General features: G+C 61.8%; 17 protein-coding genes. 7 read left to right on the forward strand and 10 right to left on the reverse strand.

Annotated elements, in window-relative coordinates; all coding sequences use genetic code 11:
• Positions 1 to 133: 133 nt before the first annotated feature.
• Together JNB71_RS20805 and JNB71_RS20810 are read left to right on the forward strand one after the other, a co-directional pair.
• Positions 134 to 388 (forward strand): type II toxin-antitoxin system VapB family antitoxin, encoded by a 255-nt coding sequence (locus JNB71_RS20805; protein ID WP_220373700.1) that lies wholly within the window; start codon positions 134 to 136, stop codon positions 386 to 388.
• Positions 388 to 774, forward strand: coding sequence for a type II toxin-antitoxin system VapC family toxin (locus JNB71_RS20810; RefSeq protein ID WP_220373701.1), 387 nt, complete (start codon positions 388 to 390; stop codon positions 772 to 774). Before JNB71_RS20805 ends, JNB71_RS20810 begins: the two co-directional genes overlap by 1 nt.
• 174 nt (positions 775 to 948) lie before the next feature.
• Here the strand turns inward: JNB71_RS20810 and JNB71_RS20815 are convergent, their stop codons facing one another.
• The gene (locus JNB71_RS20815; protein WP_431029470.1) at positions 949 to 2025 is read right to left on the reverse strand and encodes a GH25 family lysozyme; all 1077 of its coding nucleotides are present in this window, start codon (positions 2023 to 2025) and stop codon (positions 949 to 951) included.
• A gap of 924 nt (positions 2026 to 2949) precedes the next feature.
• On the opposite strand from JNB71_RS20815, the gene ggt reads away from it, so the two are divergent.
• Entirely contained in the window at positions 2950 to 4686 is a 1737-nt protein-coding gene (gene ggt, locus JNB71_RS20820) for a gamma-glutamyltransferase (RefSeq protein ID WP_220373702.1), read from the forward strand.
• Positions 4687 to 4890: 204 nt separating this feature from the next.
• On the opposite strand, the gene JNB71_RS20825 is transcribed toward ggt, so the two are convergent.
• Entirely contained in the window at positions 4891 to 5490 is a 600-nt protein-coding gene (locus JNB71_RS20825) for an alpha/beta hydrolase (protein WP_220373703.1), read from the reverse strand.
• A gap of 12 nt (positions 5491 to 5502) precedes the next feature.
• Positions 5503 to 6435, reverse strand: coding sequence for a VOC family protein (locus JNB71_RS20830; RefSeq protein ID WP_220373704.1), 933 nt, complete (start codon positions 6433 to 6435; stop codon positions 5503 to 5505).
• Between the two features lie 383 nt (positions 6436 to 6818).
• Between JNB71_RS20830 and JNB71_RS20835 the strand changes: the two genes are divergently transcribed.
• The 3 genes from JNB71_RS20835 (at position 6819) to JNB71_RS20845 (ending at position 7984) form a co-directional block, all read left to right on the forward strand.
• Positions 6819 to 7043 carry a cold-shock protein gene (locus JNB71_RS20835; protein ID WP_276572477.1) on the forward strand — a complete coding sequence of 75 codons (225 nt, stop codon included), beginning with the start codon at positions 6819 to 6821 and terminating at the stop codon, positions 7041 to 7043.
• A gap of 148 nt (positions 7044 to 7191) precedes the next feature.
• Positions 7192 to 7407 (forward strand): hypothetical protein, encoded by a 216-nt coding sequence (locus tag JNB71_RS20840; RefSeq protein ID WP_220373705.1) that lies wholly within the window; start codon positions 7192 to 7194, stop codon positions 7405 to 7407.
• Positions 7408 to 7603: 196 nt separating this feature from the next.
• Positions 7604 to 7984, forward strand: a complete 381-nt coding sequence (locus tag JNB71_RS20845; RefSeq protein WP_220373706.1) for a DUF6481 family protein — start codon at positions 7604 to 7606, stop codon at positions 7982 to 7984.
• Positions 7985 to 8147: 163 nt separating this feature from the next.
• On the opposite strand, the gene JNB71_RS20850 is transcribed toward JNB71_RS20845, so the two are convergent.
• From JNB71_RS20850 to JNB71_RS20865, 4 genes are all read right to left on the reverse strand, one after another.
• Positions 8148 to 10262: a mechanosensitive ion channel family protein gene (locus tag JNB71_RS20850; protein ID WP_220373707.1), complete on the reverse strand. Its 2115-nt coding sequence runs from the start codon at positions 10260 to 10262 to the stop codon at positions 8148 to 8150.
• Between the two features lie 194 nt (positions 10263 to 10456).
• Entirely contained in the window at positions 10457 to 10840 is a 384-nt protein-coding gene (locus tag JNB71_RS20855; RefSeq protein WP_220373708.1) for a response regulator, read from the reverse strand.
• A gap of 83 nt (positions 10841 to 10923) precedes the next feature.
• Positions 10924 to 12402: a glycogen synthase GlgA gene (gene glgA / locus JNB71_RS20860; protein WP_220373709.1), complete on the reverse strand. Its 1479-nt coding sequence runs from the start codon at positions 12400 to 12402 to the stop codon at positions 10924 to 10926.
• A 226-nt stretch (positions 12403 to 12628) separates the two neighbouring features.
• Entirely contained in the window at positions 12629 to 12859 is a 231-nt protein-coding gene (locus tag JNB71_RS20865) for a DUF2934 domain-containing protein (RefSeq protein WP_220373710.1), read from the reverse strand.
• Between the two features lie 315 nt (positions 12860 to 13174).
• On the opposite strand from JNB71_RS20865, the gene JNB71_RS20870 reads away from it, so the two are divergent.
• On the forward strand, positions 13175 to 13543 hold the full coding sequence (locus JNB71_RS20870) for a hypothetical protein (protein WP_220373711.1): 369 nt from the start codon (positions 13175 to 13177) through the stop codon (positions 13541 to 13543).
• A gap of 10 nt (positions 13544 to 13553) precedes the next feature.
• On the opposite strand, the gene JNB71_RS20875 is transcribed toward JNB71_RS20870, so the two are convergent.
• From JNB71_RS20875 to JNB71_RS20885, 3 genes are all read right to left on the reverse strand, one after another.
• Positions 13554 to 14201, reverse strand: coding sequence for a spermidine synthase (locus JNB71_RS20875; protein ID WP_222857378.1), 648 nt, complete (start codon positions 14199 to 14201; stop codon positions 13554 to 13556).
• A 90-nt stretch (positions 14202 to 14291) separates the two neighbouring features.
• Positions 14292 to 15338: a glutathione synthase gene (locus tag JNB71_RS20880; protein ID WP_220373713.1), complete on the reverse strand. Its 1047-nt coding sequence runs from the start codon at positions 15336 to 15338 to the stop codon at positions 14292 to 14294.
• Between the two features lie 8 nt (positions 15339 to 15346).
• On the reverse strand, positions 15347 to 17191 hold the full coding sequence (locus JNB71_RS20885; protein ID WP_220373941.1) for a flavohemoglobin expression-modulating QEGLA motif protein: 1845 nt from the start codon (positions 17189 to 17191) through the stop codon (positions 15347 to 15349).
• Positions 17192 to 17238 lie beyond the last annotated feature (47 nt).

The following is a 17238-nucleotide window of genomic DNA, read 5'->3' on the forward strand; positions in this document are numbered from 1 at the left end:
GGCGGGACTAGTATGGCTCTATCAGAGCCAACGCCGTGGCAATCAACGGGGCGGCTTGCAGCGCCGGCAAGCCCTTGCGAATACCGCTTGCTCTAGGTAGAATTACGCCAATTAGGCACCAAGGAGCCACTTTATGGCACTCAGCATAAAAGATCCGGAAACAGAACGCCTCGCCAAAGCGCTGGCCGATAGAACGGGTGAAACAATCACATTGGCAACGCGGCGAGCGTTGGAAGATCGGCTTCGTCGCCTGGGAAGTCAGGCGGGAAAAGAGATGCTGCTGGAAGAACTGGCGGCAAGCCGCAAACGCTGGGCCGCCCTGCCGGTGCTCGACAATCGTTCGGCAGAAGAAATTCTTGGCTATGACGAAAACGGCTTCCCCCGCTGATGGTGATCGACACATCGGCGATCGTTGCGATCGCACTCAACGAACCAGACGCCGAAGCCTTGGAGCGGAAAATCGTCGACGCGCCGCTGCGACTGATGTCCGCTGCATCCTTGCTCGAACTGACAATGGTTATTGAAACCCGCCTGGGAGAAGCTGGCGCCGCTGAGCTTGATCTGTGGCTCCACAAGGCTGAGGTCGAGATCGTCCCCGTCGAGGTCGAGCAGGCCTACGTGGCGCGGCGGGCGTGGCGGAAATTCGGCAAGGGACGGCACCCTGCCGGCCTGAATTACGGTGATTGCTTTTCCTATGCGCTGGCCGCCATCCGCGGCGAGCCGCTCCTTTTCAAGGGTGAGGATTTCTCCCTCACAGACATTGGGGTGGCCTGACCGCCGCATCGACGGCATTGTCGGGGCAATTCACCGGTCGGCCTAAAGCATGTCGCGCAAAAGGGTGCAGCGGTTCTGTTCAAACGACATGCGTGAAAACAAAGACCGACAGCGCGACAAGCGAATCTGAAAGATCGCGCCGCGCTTTAGGCAGGGACCTTATCAGTCCGCCCCTCACAGGGCCGCAACCCACTGATGCCAATCCTCTTCGCTGCCGTGGAACACGTTGAGGTCGATCCTGCCCTCCACGCCATGCGAAAGTCCCGAGCCGGAATATTGCCAGAACAGCCATTTGCGTCCCGGATAGACCTTTGACGGGTGGGCGGCGACGGAGCGGAGCCAGAACGGGTGGTTCTTGAATTCGCCGTCGAGATTGTCGCGGTAGAAGTCCGGTGCGGTGTAGATCACCGGGCGCTGGCCGTAGTGCCGCTCCAGCTTGTCCATGAAGACCTGCATCTTTTCCAGCACTTTCGCCCGCGAGATGCGCCGCTTGCAGCTCGACTCGCCGTTATATTCGACGTCGATCACCGGCGGCAGCGCGTCCGGGTCGCGCGGCACGTTGCGGATGAACCAGTCGGCCTGTTCGCCGGCGGTGCGGCACCAGTAGAAGAAGTGATAGGCGCCGCGCTTCAGCCCGGCCGCCTTGGCGCGCTTCCAGTTCTTCCTGAACATCGGATCGAGATGATCGCCGCCGTCGGTCGCCTTGATATAGGCAAAATTTGCCCCTTGCGTGCGAAGCTTGCCCCAGTCGATCTCACCCTGCCAGCGGGAAATGTCGACGCCGTGGACGGCAAGCTTGCGCGGCGAGCGGGAGCCGAAATTGATCGGATGGGCGTCGCGGAACTGGCGGCTGTAGATCTGCGACCGCCGGCCCGGCGTCGTCTCGATCGCCGGATCACCGGGCGTCATCAGCGTCACCGGCCGATCCGTCGGAACGGCCATGCCCTCCGTCGCCACGGCCTCGAAGGCCTGCGGCTGCGGTACCTGTCCGGCCCAGGCCAACTCCTGCTGCTGCGGCGCGGCCTGCGCCTCGGTGACGTCGGCCGAGGGCACGGGGACGGCCGGCTGCGCGACCGAGTTGGTCGTCTCCGGCGACGACCGCGCCGAAGCAACGCTGTCCGGCCGCGACCCGCAGCCCGAAAGGGCAAACCCGACAACAAGGAGTGCTAGAGCAAATCCAGGAAAAGTGCGAAGCGGTTTTCCGTCCGGATTTGCGTCAAAACAAGGAAATAGAACAGCCGACAGACGCATAGGACCACACACGCAAAACAAGAGCCCACGGCGCTGGCGCGCCCCACTGCCGTCAATTGCTAACGGAAAATTACCAACAAAGATTAAATCCGATCTTTCTCATACGGGAAACGAGGTGTCGCGTCCCGATGTGTGGGCAGACCGGGCATGATCGTCGGGTCAAACCTGGTCAAATCCGAGGGTGACGACAGGGCTGATCTTTCAAGCTTGGTCCCGGCATGGCTGAACCTCGAAGAGGAGAATGGCGGCAAAAGAGCCTTGCATGTCGGCGCGGCCCCGCGGGTCTCCAACCACCAGGTCATCCTCGGGCTTGACCCGAGGATCCAGGCACGAGCGAGACGCTTGCCAAAAATGGCAAAAATCCCCCCCGCAGTTTCCCCGCTGATCCCCGCCTGGAAAACCTGTGCGATGATCGTGGCGTTCCGTCATCGGCTACCCCGCGAGGCGTCTCGGCGAGGCGGAACCGGTGCCGGGTGGAGGAAGGACGTGAGCCTTTGCCCGGTGGACTGGCAGAAAATGGTTTCCCTCTCGTCTGCAAAATGGCGGGGCGTGCCTGTGAGGCACACATGGGGAGCGGCGACTGGGCTTGCGATAAGCAATTCCCTTTCGTGGCGCCGCCGAACCGGGAGCAATCCGGTATCGGTCGAGCGCCACCCTGTACCGGAAAAAGGTGCCGCCATCCCCGCAGAGAAACCGGAGTTGCCAATCGACGAACACGCGAACGGGGCGCTGGAAGGCGTCATATAAAACTACTTAGTCTCGGCACTTTCCAGCGCCCCGGCCAGGTAAAAGACAGAGCAGAACCACGGCGGATTTTCCGGGCGTGAACAAAGGTGTTTGAGGGTTAGATGCATCGAATGGGTGGCATTGTCGCCTGATCTCGGCAAAGATGCCTTCTCCGAAAACTGGAACCGGGAGACCGCCATGCAACCCGCTGCCCGTGCCTTCGCCGCTTTCACCCTCGTCTTCTCGCTTGCCCTTTCACCCGCGCTTGCCGCCTCGCCCCAGCCGGTCAAAGCCGAGCACGGCATGGTCGTCACGGCCCAGCACCTCGCCTCCGATGTCGGCGTCGAGATCCTGAAGAAGGGTGGCAATGCCGTCGATGCCGCAGTTGCCGTCGGCTATGCGCTCGCTGTCGTCTACCCCACCGCCGGCAATATCGGCGGCGGCGGATTCATGACGATCCGGCTGAAGGACGGCAAGACGACCTTCCTCGACTTCCGCGAACGCGCACCGCTCGCCGCCACCAAGACCATGTATCTCGACGGCAAGGGGGAGATCGTCAAAGGCGCCAGCACCGACAGCTACCTCGCCGTAGGCGTGCCCGGCTCGGTCATGGGCCTGGAGATCGCCCGCGAGCGTTACGGCACGCTGCCGCGCGCCGAACTTCTCGCTCCGGCGATCCGCTTCGCCAAGGACGGGTTCGTGCTCGAACAGGGCGACGTTGCTTCCCTTGCCAACGGCGCAAAGAAGCTGTCGAAGGACAAGGCGGCCGCCGCGATCTTTCTCAAACCGGACGGGAAGCCCTTTGAGATCGGCGCCAAGCTGGTGCAGCAGGATCTCGCGGCGAGCCTGACAAGCATCTCGGAGAAAGGTCCAGACGCGTTCTACAAGGGGGCGATTGCCGACAACATCGTCAAGGCGAGTGCTGCGGCCGGCGGCATTCTTGCCAAGGCCGATTTCGAGCACTACGCGGTCCGCGAGCTGAAGCCCGTGACCTGCGATTATCGCGGCTACGAGATCGTCTCCTCGCCGCCGCCGAGTTCCGGCGGCGTCATCATTTGCGAAATCCTCAACGTGCTGGAGGGCTATCCGCTATCCTATCTCGGCTATGGCTCGGCCGAAACCGTGCATGCGATGGTCGAAGCCATGCGCCACGCCTATGTCGACCGCAACTCCGCGCTCGGGGATCCTGATTTCGTCAGCAATCCCGTCGAGAAGCTCACCGGCAAGGCCTATGCCAGGGAGATCCGCGAGAAGATCAACCCGTTCAAGGCTGGCGTTTCAAAGGAGCTCATGCCGAAGGGCATGGGCGAAAGCACCGAGACGACGCATTATTCGATCATCGACAAGGACGGCAATGCGGTCGCGGTCACCTATACGCTGAACGGTTCCTTCGGCACCGGCATGGTGGCGCCCGGAACCGGCATCCTGCTCAACAACGAGATGGACGATTTCACCTCCAAGCCGGGCTCCCCCAATCTCTATGGGCTGGTGCAGGGCGAGGCAAATGCGATCGAGCCGAAAAAGACGCCCTTGTCGTCGATGAGCCCGACGATCATTTCCAGGGATGGCAAACCCTTCATGATCATCGGCAGCCCCGGCGGCGCCCGCATAATCACGATTACGCTGGAAGCCATCATCAACGTCATCGACCATGGCATGAATATCCAGGAAGCGATCGATGCGCCGCGGATCCACCATCAATGGCTGCCGGACAAGGTCTATATGGAGCCCTACGCGCTGTCGGCCGACACGCTGAAACGGCTCACCGAAATGGGCCATGACGTACAGATCGATGCAAGCTGGCCGATCTGGGGTCAGGCGGCCGGCATTCTCGTCGGCGGCAAGAACCTCGCCGAAATCGAGGAAGGCGGCGGCGCCCGCTATAATGGCGCCATGGATAGCCGCGCCGCGGCGGGGGCGGCCAGGGGATTTTGAGACTAGCCGCGTTGCGCGAGGTTTGACGTGCGCTTGGAACTTGCCGCTCATCCGCCCTGCCGGGCACCTTCTCCCCGAAAGACGGGGAGAAGGAACGCGCGGGTTGACGGTAGGCAGGTCCCCTATCCCTGCCCTGCGAGGAGAGGGTTAAGGGTGAGGGGCTGTCGCCGCGCGAAGAGATGGTGCGAAATCGCCAAAGTCACCCTAGCGCAAGAACCGCTGAACCGCCTCGATCTCGTTCTGTCGGATGTCATGACCACCCGTATGCCACTCGACATCCACGACCGCCTTCTGGGCCGTGAAATAGTCGGCAAGGCCTTGCGTCAGCGGAGCCGGGCAGATCGGGTCGCGCTGGCCGGCGGTAATCAGGATCTGCCTGCCCTCCAGTGCCGCGTTGTCCTTCGGCTTGAAGGGAATGAGCGGATGCAACAGGATTGCCTTGTCAAACAGGTTCGTCTCGATCAGCAGGTTGGCGAGGATGTTGGCGCCGTTGGAAAAGCCGAGGCCGATAACCTGCGAAGCCTGATGCTCCCTGGCAAGCGAGCCGACAAACGTCGCCATCTTGTCGGTCGCCCGGGCGAGATCGGCCATGTCGTAGACGCCCTCGCCGGTGCGGCGAAAAAAGCGCGCCGCCCCGTGTTCGGAAACATCGCCGCGCGGCGAGACGATCGTCGCATCCGGCAGGAGATCAGAGCCGAACTCGAAGAACTGCCGCTCGTCGCCGCCCGTTCCGTGAAAGACGAAGAAGATCGGATTTCCGGGTGCACCGGCCTTCAACCGGTGCACATAGCCATAATCGGTCATTATATCTCTCCTTTAGTCTTCCAGCTTCTGCAGATGCTGCTCGAGGATCGGCCGCAGGTGCTTGTGCTGCTGCGGCAGTTTCAGCGCCTCGCCAAGATGCGCGGTGTCCTCGTCGCGATCAAAACCCGGTTCGTTGGTGGCGATCTCGAACAGGACGCCGCCGGGCGTGCGGAAATAGATCGCCCAGAAATAGTCGCGGTCGATTACCGGTGTCACATGATAGCCCGTGTCCATCAGCGCCTTGCGAACCTCGAGCTGCTTCTCGCGGTTTTCGACCGAGAAGGCAACGTGGTGCACCGAGCCTGCGCCCTGCAGGCCGCGCTGGATGTTCGGCATGGTTTCGAGATCGACGAGGCCGGCGCCATTGCCGCCAGGCACGATCAGCCGGGTGACGCCGTCCCTGCTCTCGAGCGTCTCGTACCCCATGAACTTCAGGAGCTCGGCCGTCGCGCCTTCGTCGCGAAGACGCATGGCGACGGAATGGAAGCCACGGATCGCATGATCCTCAGACACGCCGTTCGCCGTCCAGACAGGGCGGTTGTCGTCCCGGACTTCGACCAGAGCAAAGCCGTCGCCATCAGGGCCGGCAAAGTTCAGTCGCTTTTCACCAAACGTTTCTTCGGTTCTCAGGCCCGTCACGCCGCGTTCGGAGAGCCGGTCGCTCCAGAAGCCGAGCGAACCTTCGGGAACGGAAAAGACGGTGGTGCCGACTTCGCCGGTTCCCGGGCGGCCGCGGCCCATATCCGGGAACGGGAAATAGGTCATGACCGTGCCGGGCGCGCCGGTCTCGTCGCCGTAGTAGAGATGGTAGACGTCGGGCGAATCGAAATTGACGGTCTTCTTGACGCGGCGCAGGCCGAGCACGTCGGTGAAGAACTGGTTGTTGGTGCGGGCATCTGCGGCCATCGAGGTGACGTGGTGCAGTCCCTTGATCTGAGTGAGCATGATCGTGTCCCTTTCTGCCCGTCTGAAAACCGGGCCTCGTTTCGCCTCCCTAGATGTGCCTCTTTTTCGCGTAGCGATAGGCCGGCAGGCATGGACGGATTGTCTCCAATCCGTGGACAGTCAATGGAGACTGTTCGACGAGCGGATAGGTGATCGACTTGACGGGAACAAAGGGTCTGCACAACTTGAACGAGGCATAAAAGAGGCAACTAAAACCTAAAGGTTGACAGAACCGAAGCATCCATCTATAAACCCGTCCATCGATAGTTGTTTGACCGATATTTGTTTCTGCCCGCGCTTGGCGCGTCTCTGACGAACTTCCCTTCAAAAATCGAGATTATGACCCGCCGTGCGTCGTACGGCGGTGGATATACATGTTGCTATTGAAAGGGTTCGTTATGACCACTGGCACAGTTAAATGGTTCAATTCCACAAAGGGCTTCGGCTTCATTCAGCCTGATAACGGCGGCGCCGATGTGTTTGTTCACATTTCCGCTGTTGAGCGGGCCGGCATGCGCGAAATCGTTGAAGGCCAGAAGCTTGGCTACGAGATGGAACGCGACAACAAGTCGGGCAAAATGTCCGCTTGCCAGTTGCAGGCTGCCTAAATCGGACGAAGCCTCTCGGATGACCACGGATGTACTGGCATCTTTGACGAGGCGGCGGCCAATTGGAAGGTCAGGCAAATCGCCTGGCCTTTTTTCGTGACCGAGCATCGGCCGCGAGTTCCGGTGAGAAAGCCGAAGGATATTCAAAGTGACCGAGAATTCGACCAAAACCCGCGATCAGGCGGAAACTGCCTTCAGCAGGACGCAGACCCAGTTCATGGCACGCAACCGGACGATTTCGGAAATCGACGACGTTGCCGCCGAACGTGAGGCCAAAACGCTGCGGCTGCGGCAGTTGCGCCTCGAAAGGGAAGCCAGCACGCCCGTGAAGCTTCCTGCGTCGCGGAAGACCGCAAAACGCTGATTGCCTGCAGCATGCTGCTGCTGTTATTCCTCCACCGCAGTGAAATACGGTGGCCCGGGCGTTTTTTGACGGTTCCGCTCTAGCTTGAGGAAGCGTAAAATGCGAAACGGCACACGGTTGTCGGTTTCCGCGACCCGAGATTCTTTCCGGCCAAGGGCCGGCCAAACGATAAAACCACCAACAAGGACGACGACGATTGAGACACCCAACCGATAATGGCTTTGCCGATCGGCGTAAGGCTGCGGCGGAAGCCAAGCAGAAGCTTCTGAAGAAATTTGCATCGGCACCGAAGGCGGATGATCCGGAACTGGCCGCCAAGCTTGCCGAGCGGCAGGCAAACGCGGCCGCACGCGAAGCCCGTCGCGCCGAGCGCGACCGCCTGAAGCAGGAAGAGAACGCGCGCCACCTCGCCGAAGCCGCAGCCCTGACCGCAGCGGCGGAAGCCGAGCAGAAGGCGGAGGCGACGGCCCGCGAACAGGCCGAGCGCGACCGCATCGCCCGTGTCGTCGCCGACGAAGCCGAACGCAAGGCCGAGCGCGACCGGCGTTACGCTGCCCGCAAGGCTCGCCAGCGCTAGCAACGCCTCCGGCGGCACTCTCCGCCCGGCCGTCCGCTGGAGCCTCCTGGAACAGTCCCGAGCGCTCGACAAGCAACGGCTTGTCGAACGCCTCGGTGCCGTATCAGCCGGCGTTCCCAAGGAGACGCTCAAAACGTTGCGGGAACTCTACGACGAATAAGGCTTACTGAGCCCCCTCGCCGCCGCCTTCGGCCAGCTTCTTCTGCTCCATCGCAGCTTTCACGGTTGCAGCTGCTGCTGCCGCCGCGGATGGATCGTTGCTGGCAACCTGGACCGTCGGCGAAGCGAAGACAACGCCGTTCTGGACGAAGACTTCACGGATCATCATGTAGGCGCGCCGGCGGATCATCGTCTGGTAGCCGGGCTTGGTCATCATCGAGAAGCTCAGATTGATGCCGTAGTCGCCGAACTGCTCCACGCCCTTCATCTTGACGGTTTCGATGATGTACGGCCCGAGTTCCTCATCCTCGAGCAGGGCAGCCCCGACTCCCTTGACCATTTTACGGATCTTGTTGATGTCGCTGTTATAGCCGACCGAGATCGTGAATTTGTCGATCACCCAGTCGCGGCTCATGTTCTCGATGGCGCCAAGCGCGCCAAAGGGCACGGTGAAGATTGGGCCGCGATGGTGGCGAAGCTTGACGGAGCGGATACTGAACGATTCCACCGTTCCCTTGTAGCTGCCGGCCTGGATATACTCCCCTACCCGGAAGGCATCATCCATCATGTAGAACACGCCGCTGATCACATCCTTGACCAGCGCCTGCGAGCCGAAACCGATCGCCACGCCGAAGATGCCGGCCCCTGCAATCAGCGGACCGATTTGCACGCCGAGGCCGGACAGCACCATCATGACGGCAATCAGCCCGATGACAATTGCCAGCGTCGTCCGCAGAAGCGGCAACAATGTCAGAAGGCGCGCATTTCGCGCCTTATAGGCGTCATCGCCGGTGGCAACCCGTGCGCGCTCAATTGCACGGTTGATGACAGCCTTGGCGATCTGCCAAAGAGTATCGGCAACAATCAGAATGATAGCTCCCGCCAAAACACCTTGAATCAGACGATCGGTCATCGCGGACCCGGTGAACATCGAGGATCGCTTGTTGACGAGGAAGGCAAGCCAGGCGACAGCGAGCACGATGATGCCGGCCCGCGCGCCGCGTTCGACAAGAACCTCCAGCACCGGATTGCCACCGTCGGGAGTGTCGCGCTTGGCGGCGAATGCATGTCGCACTGCGGCAGTCGTCGTCTTCAAAAGGCCAGGCAGGACCAGGGCATAGATGCCCAGCCATAGAATGACGATCATGCCCGCGACCCACAAAGCCCACAACAGGCAGAGGTAAGCCGTGAGCGCCCATTCCGTCACCCCGCGGCCCTGCGGCCGGTCAATGGCAGCCGGACGGTTCCAGACGGTTTCGATGCCAACCAGCAGCAAGCCGAGGCCGAGCGCGTAGACGACAACACCGCGCACCGGGGGCGCGACGTTGAGCGCCACCATTACGCCGGCAAAAGCCCAGCCGGCAAACAGGATAGAGGCAAGCCAGAAGACGCGCTTGTACCAGAACTCACTCGCGGTGCGATCGAGCGGTATGAGGCCGGCTGCCTCATCCGGACCATCCGCAGACGGCGGGCCGAGGAGCAGCAGCCTCGCTATGCGAACGACGAAGCGGCAAGCAATGACGCCAAGCAGCAGGGGCAGCATGATAGCGTTAAGAAGCGGCGGCCATGTCAGTGCGAGGAACAGACCAAGGCTCGCCAGGCCGAAGGCAAGCAACGGCGCCAGAACGGCAAAGAGATGATAGCCGGCCCGATGCAGCGGCTTGACACTTGCCCCGTCGACCTGTTTGCCTGCCGCGCGCGCCCGGCTGCGGCTGGCAATGCGGTGGAACAGCCACTCCGCCCCAAAACCGATCATGACCAGCGTGATGAAAAGAACGAACACCGCGAACGGGCCGTGGCCGTTGATCTCGGCGGCGATCGTGCCGCCGGCGCGCATGAATTCGGATGAAACACGCGGTACGGCCTGTCCGATATCGCGCAAGTGCTGGCGTATCTTGCTGCCCCAGTCATTGAAGGTCGCTGCCGACATGTCCACGGCGGCATCTGTCGCCGGCGAGGCGGGCGCGGTTGCGCTTTTGTTCAGCAAGGCGCGGACCTCGGGGTCGTCGAGCAGTTTGATCAACTGATCGATCTTCTGCTCGGACGCCGCCGGAGCCGGTGTCTGCGCGAGGACGGGTTGCCCGCCATAGGCTGCGGCACAAACCATGACAGCCATCATCAGCCACCGCCGCGCCAACAACGGCCAGATATAGCAAGCCTTCCGCATACGCCGCCCCTCACTCCGTGCCGCCCCACAGCACTCTCATACAATTCAGATAGTTAGAGCATTAGCGTGGCACTTTGTCACCTGCCGTGGCAAGTAAAACGACACGCACCGGTTTTTGCGCATCCTATCTGATTTCGGGACAATACTCATGTCGCCCGGCAAACCTTTCCATCTGTCGTCACGAGCGCGATTGCCGCCGCCAGCGTCGCGCTGGAATACGGCTTGTAGACAAGCTGGACAGCCGGTCCCGTTTGTATGTCCTCCACTTCGCTGTGGCCGGTCACGAAGACGACAGGCAAGTGCGCAACCATCGCCTTGGCCCGCTTGGCCAGCAAGACGCCCGACATGTCGGGCAGGCCTATGTCGGTGACAAGAACATCGTTCCGTCGTTTCGACAGGATCGTCAGCGCCGTGGTCGCATCGGCTGCTTCGAAAACCGTATGGCCCCGCTCTTCAAGCATCTCGATCGTGCCAGAGCGGATCAGCCAATCGTCTTCGCAAATCAGGATCGTGTACTTGCCGCAGGTCACCGTTCCACGCCTTCCTCTTCGACACACGCCGTGCTCCAGCGCAACCGCGCTCAAGACAGCCGACACCGTGGCGCCGGTGCCTTCTATTCCGCGGCTTTCGACGGAACGATCGGCATCATCCGGCGGTCCGGAATGAGCTGGGCATAGAGCGCCGCATATTGTTCGGCACTTCGCTCCCAGGAGAAATTCGCCTTCATGCCCTGGTTCTGAAGACGCGCCCATTTCTTCGGATCGTGATAGGCCGCAAAGGCCCGAAGAATCGAGAGACGAAGGTTCTCCGCCGTCGCGGGATGGAACTGGAAGCCGGTCGCCACCCTGGCCGAGATCGCCGCGTCATTGGCGTCGATGATCGTTTCGGACAGTCCGCCCGTGCGGGACACCACGGGCACTGCACCGTAGCGCAGGGCATAAAGTTGGGTGAGGCCGCAGGGCTCGAAGCGGGACGGCTGGATGACGACGTCGGCGCCGCCGTGAATGAGATGGGCCGTAGCTTCGTCATAGCCAATCCGGACGCCGATGCGGTCGGGGTGGCGGCCGGCGGCGGCGAGAAGGGCCGTCTCGATGTGTTCTTCGCCCTTGCCGAGCACGATCAGCCTGCCGCCGAGTTGCGAGATCTCCTCCGCTACCTCGGCCAGCATGTCGCCGCCCTTCTGCCAGGTCAGTCGGGTGACGGCCGCAAAGATCGGTCCGGGACCGCTATCGAGCCTGAATGTCTCCAGGAGTCTCGCGCGGTTCCGGCTTCTCAGCCTTATGCTCTTGTGGTCATAGGTTGCGGGCAGATGGGCATCCGTAGCCGGGTTCCAGATTTCGGTGTCGATGCCGTTGACGATACCGGTGAGTGCCCGCGGTCGCGAACCAAGGGCCCCCGCCATGCCCATGCCCAGTTCGGGCGAAATCACCTCGCGGGCATAGGTGGGGCTGACGGTGGTGATGGCGGTGGCTGTGCGAATACCGCCCTTGAGATAGCTGACATCGCCGTAATATTCGAGGCAATCGAGCGAAACAACCTCAGGCGGCAGGCCGATCTGGCTGACGACGGAGGTCGGGAACTGGCCTTGAAAAGCCAGATTGTGGATGGTCAGCACGCTCGGCACGTTCCGGGCGTTGGTCGAATATTTCATGTAGACGGAGGTCAGCGCCGTCTGCCAGTCATGCGTGTGGACGACGTCCGGCGACCAAGTCCTGATCAGGCCACCGGCGATGGCCGATGCCACGTAGGACAGGACCGCGAAACGCTTCCAGTTGTCTACGTGGTCGCGGCCGGTTTCATCGAGATAGGGGCCACCGGGACGATTGTAAAGCGCCGGGGCGTCGAGGATCAATAGGTCGAGCTGCTCATAGCGGGCCTCGAGAAGCGAGGCTGGAGCGCCGAAGAGATCGGGGAAAAAATGTACCCGCTGGGCCCCCGCGAGCTTGGCAAACAGCGTCGGATAGCCAGGAACCAGGGTACGCGTGTAACAGTTGTAGCCGGTAAGTGCCTTGGGCAATGAGCCCGTTACGTCGGCAAGGCCGCCGGTCTTGATCAATGGAAAGATTTCCGACGTCACCGAAAGTATCTTCACGCAGGTTACATTCCTTTGTACGGACGGTTACGATCGCAAAGCAGCGGCATCGGCCGCTCTCTCCCATGATGTTGCAAAGCGGGGCCGATGTCCGCAGAAAAGCGCAGCGGCTGCGAAAAAAATCGGGTCACGGAACAAGCGTACGATCGGCGCGCATCCGGACGAGATGCGCGCCGATCGCGTGGTGCTTCTGCGGAGTAACGGTTCGGAGCAACCCCGCGCGGATTTAGACGGTGCGGGTGCGTTTCTTGGGGGCGGGCGCATTTACCGGGTCGTTTTTAACGACCGAAAGTTTCGAGGCCCGCGTCGTCTTCTGCGGAATACCGGCGGCGGCTTCGCTCCTCAACTGCTGCAAGGCAGTCAGCCAATGCTCTTCATGGCTCCCCTCCGGGCAGCCTGCCGCTTCCCAGACTGCGTATGCCCGTTTCCTGATGTCGTCTTCGCTGATATCCGTCATTTGCTTCTCCCTTTGCACATAGCCAACAATAACTGTGACGAGAGCGCTTGGTTCAATATGACTGCCGGCGCGCACTTTTGCCGTGTGCATTTTTCAGACGGCAAACCGGGAATTTCAAGGTAACGCGTTTTCCAATTCATGAAAAGGACGCATGAAAAACAAATCGAGCCCGCGAGTTTACGCCCGCTTCGCTCCCCCGGAAATTACATTCAACCGGCGCACTTCGGTTTTGCACAGCCCTGCATGGAACCGAAAGGCACGCGGACCGTTATACTGGTGGCGCCGGCCGGGGCTGGCTTTTGAGGAGTGCGCGCCATGAAGATAATTGGTCTCGTTCTGGCGCTGGCCGCCACTCCGGCTGCTGCCCAGTCGCTGAAGGTCGAAGACCTGTGTGTCAAAGTGGCGAAGCATCTCCTGATGACGGACAATCTGCGCACCGGCGTCGTCCAATCCTTTCCCGACCTCAAACCGCCCGGCGCGCGCCTGACCTACTCCACCCGTGACGGTGTCGAGAAGAAGGACATGGTCGACATGATCTCGTGCGAATTCGCCAACACGACGGCACCATTCGGGTTGCAGCGGTTCTGCCTTGCCAGCACCTGCTATTCGGCAGGCGAGCGCAACCCGGAGAACAAGCGCCGGTTCGAAGAAGTCCGCGTCTTGCTGGAGCGGGAAGGTCTGTAAGGCGCCTGACCTATTTGCCGTTCTTCGTCGCCATCCAGATCACATGGCGCGCGCCGCCGCCCCTGGTGCTGGCTCGCACCTTGAGTTCCTCGACGGCAAAGCCGGCGTCCCTCAGCCGGCGTGTAAATCCTGCATCCGGCGCCGACGACCAGACGGAGAGAACGCCGTTCGGCCGCAACGCCCGGCGCGCCGCCCGCAAGCCGGCCACGGTGTAGAGATCGTCGTTGGCCTTGCGGGTCAGACCTTCGGGCCCGTTATCGACATCGAGAAGGATCGCATCGTAGGCACTCGGCGCCGACTGGATGAGACGACCGACATCGCCTTCGCGAATGGTCACCCTGGGATCGTCAAGACAACCGCCGAACACCTCCGCCATCGGCCCGCGCGCCCAGCCGACCACGGCGGGAACGAGTTCGCCGACGGTCACGCGCGCATCGGCGGGGAGTTCGGCCAATGCCGCCCGCAGCGTAAAGCCCATGCCGAGCCCGCCGATCAGCATATGCGGTCGAGGGTGATTGCGGATCCGCGCGTAGGACAAGCGCGCCAACTGCTCCTCGGAGCCGCTCAGTCTGCTGTTCATCAATTCGATGGTCCCGAGCATGATGGAGAATTCGCTGCCGCGCTGCTTCAGGCGCAGTTCACCGCCGCCGTCCGGCATTATCGCTGTGTCAATGTGGGTCCAGGGGATCACGGGCGCTTCCAATCGTCAGAGGCGCACGCGATAGCACAGATGACAGCGCATTACAGCTCAAAGCGTCGCCAGCGCCCGATTGGAAATCGCGCCCGCATAGGTCTTTCGAATGGCGATCTTGTCTTCTAGCGCCGCGATGATTTCCTCGGAGAAATCGATCTTGTGGATGGCGGCGATGTCGGGAAGCCCGCCGGGCGTGAAGACGTTGATTTCCAGGATCTTGTCGCCGACGATATCGAGGCCGACAAGGAACATGCCGTCTTCGATCAGTTTCGGGCGCACCATCTCGGCGACCGCCAGAATGCCATCCGTGATCTTTGCCGCCTCCGCGGTACCGGCGGCATGCATGTTCGAGCGGAGATCTCCCTTGGCCGGAACGCGCCGGAAGGCGGCGTAGACGCCGTCGCGGCTCAACGGCCTGCCGTTCATCAGGAAAAGGCGCGTGTCGCCGGCCTTTGCCTCCGGCAGGTAGGCCTGCGCGATCAGGTAGCCCTCGCCGCTGACTGCTTCGAAGATCTGGTTGAGATTGGCATCGTTGGCGGTGGCGATCTTGAAGACGTGTTTGCCTCCGGAGCCCTGCAGTGGCTTGATGATCACGCCTTTGCGGTGATCGGCGATGAAGGCGCGGATTTCCTCGATGCTCTTGGAAATCAGCGTGGTCGGGCGCACGACCTCGGGAAAGTCCTGGAAATAGAGCTTGTTCTGCGCCAGCGTCAGGCCCAAGGGATCATTGACGACGATCGTGCCGCGCTCGCTGGCAAGCCGCCCGAACATGACGCCGATATGAGCCGCCCATGGACGATCTTCGGAATCCAGCGAAGGATCGTTGCGCAGGAAAATGACGTCGAGCGCCCGCACGTCGATGGTCTGGATCTCTGCATCCTTGCGCTGGAAGGCATCGTGAAAGGCTTGCGGATCCTTGTATTTCGCGGCAGGAACCACCGTTGCCCTTACCATCAGGCTGTCGTCCGGCCGCAGCACGAAATCGCCCGGAGCGACGTAATAGACATCGTGCCCGCGGGCGACAGCGACCATCGCCAGCGCCGTCGTCGTGAACCCGGTCTCCTCGCTCTCGATCGAATTGACGAAGAATGCGATACGCATGGCGGCTCCTAGCTTGTGACCATGTCGAGTGGGGTCATTCCCGCCCGCGCCTTGTCGAGACGGGCCTGGGCATGGGGATGAACGAGGAAGGCGGGACGGATGACGGGCATTTTGAGCAAGCCGCGCAGGCTGAGTTCCTGCATCACCCGGAAATGCGACGCGGAGATCTTGCCCATCCAGAACGGGTCGAGCGCGCCACCCGCTTTTAGGTGATCAAGCAGTTCCATGAGGCCGCGCAGATAGATGGCATCCTTGGCGAGCCCCCCGCCGCGGTAAAGCCGCAGGGCCACGTTGAACGCCGTGGCCGGGCCAAGCCCGTGCTCGCCGACAAGCATGTCGTAGGTTTCGGCAAACGGCCGCCCTTCCAGCATCGCGGCGCAAGCGACGACGCGAGCCGCGATCAGGCGCAAACGCGCGATCGTCATGCCACCGGCCATGTATTCGGAAAAGACGGCGAGGCCCTCCTGCATGCCCTCGTAGCCGGCGAGACCCGAGCGGAAAAGCCGCAGGCCCTGCGCCGACCCATTGAAATAGGTGAGCAGGTGTACCCCGATTTCGTGGCTAAGCAGCGCATCGACGCGGCTGGCTGGCACGCGGGTGGTTCGGGAAACGAGCAGGCGGCCGTCCGACACCAGCAGGCCGGGCGGCAGGTCGTCACGCAATTCTATCTCCGCTGTGAACCCCTCATATTGCCGCTGATAGCTGAGGATCATCGCACGTGCGGCGATTTCGACATCGCGGCAATCGGCGATCTCCTTGCCAGCTTCTCCATCATCACCCTCATGGGCAGCTTTCTCGGTTTTAGCCAGGATTTCGGCTGCGCTGCGGTACAGAGTCGCCTCGACGGGACCGTAAAGCGCGCGGCTGTACTCAACGAAGCGGCTGGTCTCGCGCGCCGTGATCAGTGAGAGCTGCAGATCAAGCTCCTGCTGCTTCTCGCGGTAGAGATGGTAGAGAACCGGATCCTCGAAGCGGTCGAAGGCGACAGAGAAGAGCTTGCGCTTTTCCACCTCGACCTGCACGGACAGCGGCCGATAGAGGAACCGTGGAGCGCGCTTGAAATTGCCTGCCTTGAACTCCTGCCAGGCGGCGTCTGCATTGATCGGCGTGACAGCGAGCAGAAAGTCGAAGCTCGCTGCGACTTCGTCGATGCTGCGGTCGGCCCGGCTCACCGCATCGACGAAGGCCTTGCGGCCCAGGGCGCGGTGGGTGGTGATCTTGAGGGTCTGCGTTGCAGCGACGAAGGCGGCGAAAGCCTTCAGACCTGCGTCGAAGATGTTGGCGATCAGGCGTTCCCGCAAGTCGGGATAGATCTTGCCCGATTCCGGCTGCCGGTAGATCGGCGCAAACCGCACCGCGACCAGCGAAAATCCCGTTTGCCGCGCCAGCGCCGCTGCCTGGAAATCGGTCTCCAGCGCAAATCGCTCGACATGAGGGGTGCGGAACTTGACCTGCCTTATATCGACCCCCTCCGCCAATGCGGTCTCGGCTTCCTCGGCGGCCGGCTCGCCAGTGGCGGCAATCCTGATCTCGAATGGCGGCAGAAAGGGTGAATCGTCGGTGAGCAACGTATCATGTTCCAGTTCATCGACGTCCAGCAGCATGAAGGCGCCGAACCGCTCTTTGAGAACGCCGCCGACTGCCGCAACGATCGGCAGAGCTTCCTCCAGATTGTTGGCGATGAGATAGGAGGCATTGGCGGCGGCGACGTCGCGGGCTGCGATGTCCTGGCGCCCCCTGATCAGGAAGAGTGACAGGAAGGGCAGCGGCCGGTCGATATGCAGACGTCCGCCGTGCCCGAAATCCTTGCGCACCGGCTTGCCGGCGCGGACGCAGCCGAGGATCTCCTCCATCCATTCGGGATAGACGGAAGGCCCGTCGCGATCCCTGTGGTGTGTGC

This window comes from Rhizobium herbae, from assembly GCF_019511375.1.
GTDB lineage: Bacteria > Pseudomonadota > Alphaproteobacteria > Rhizobiales > Rhizobiaceae > Pararhizobium > Pararhizobium herbae_A.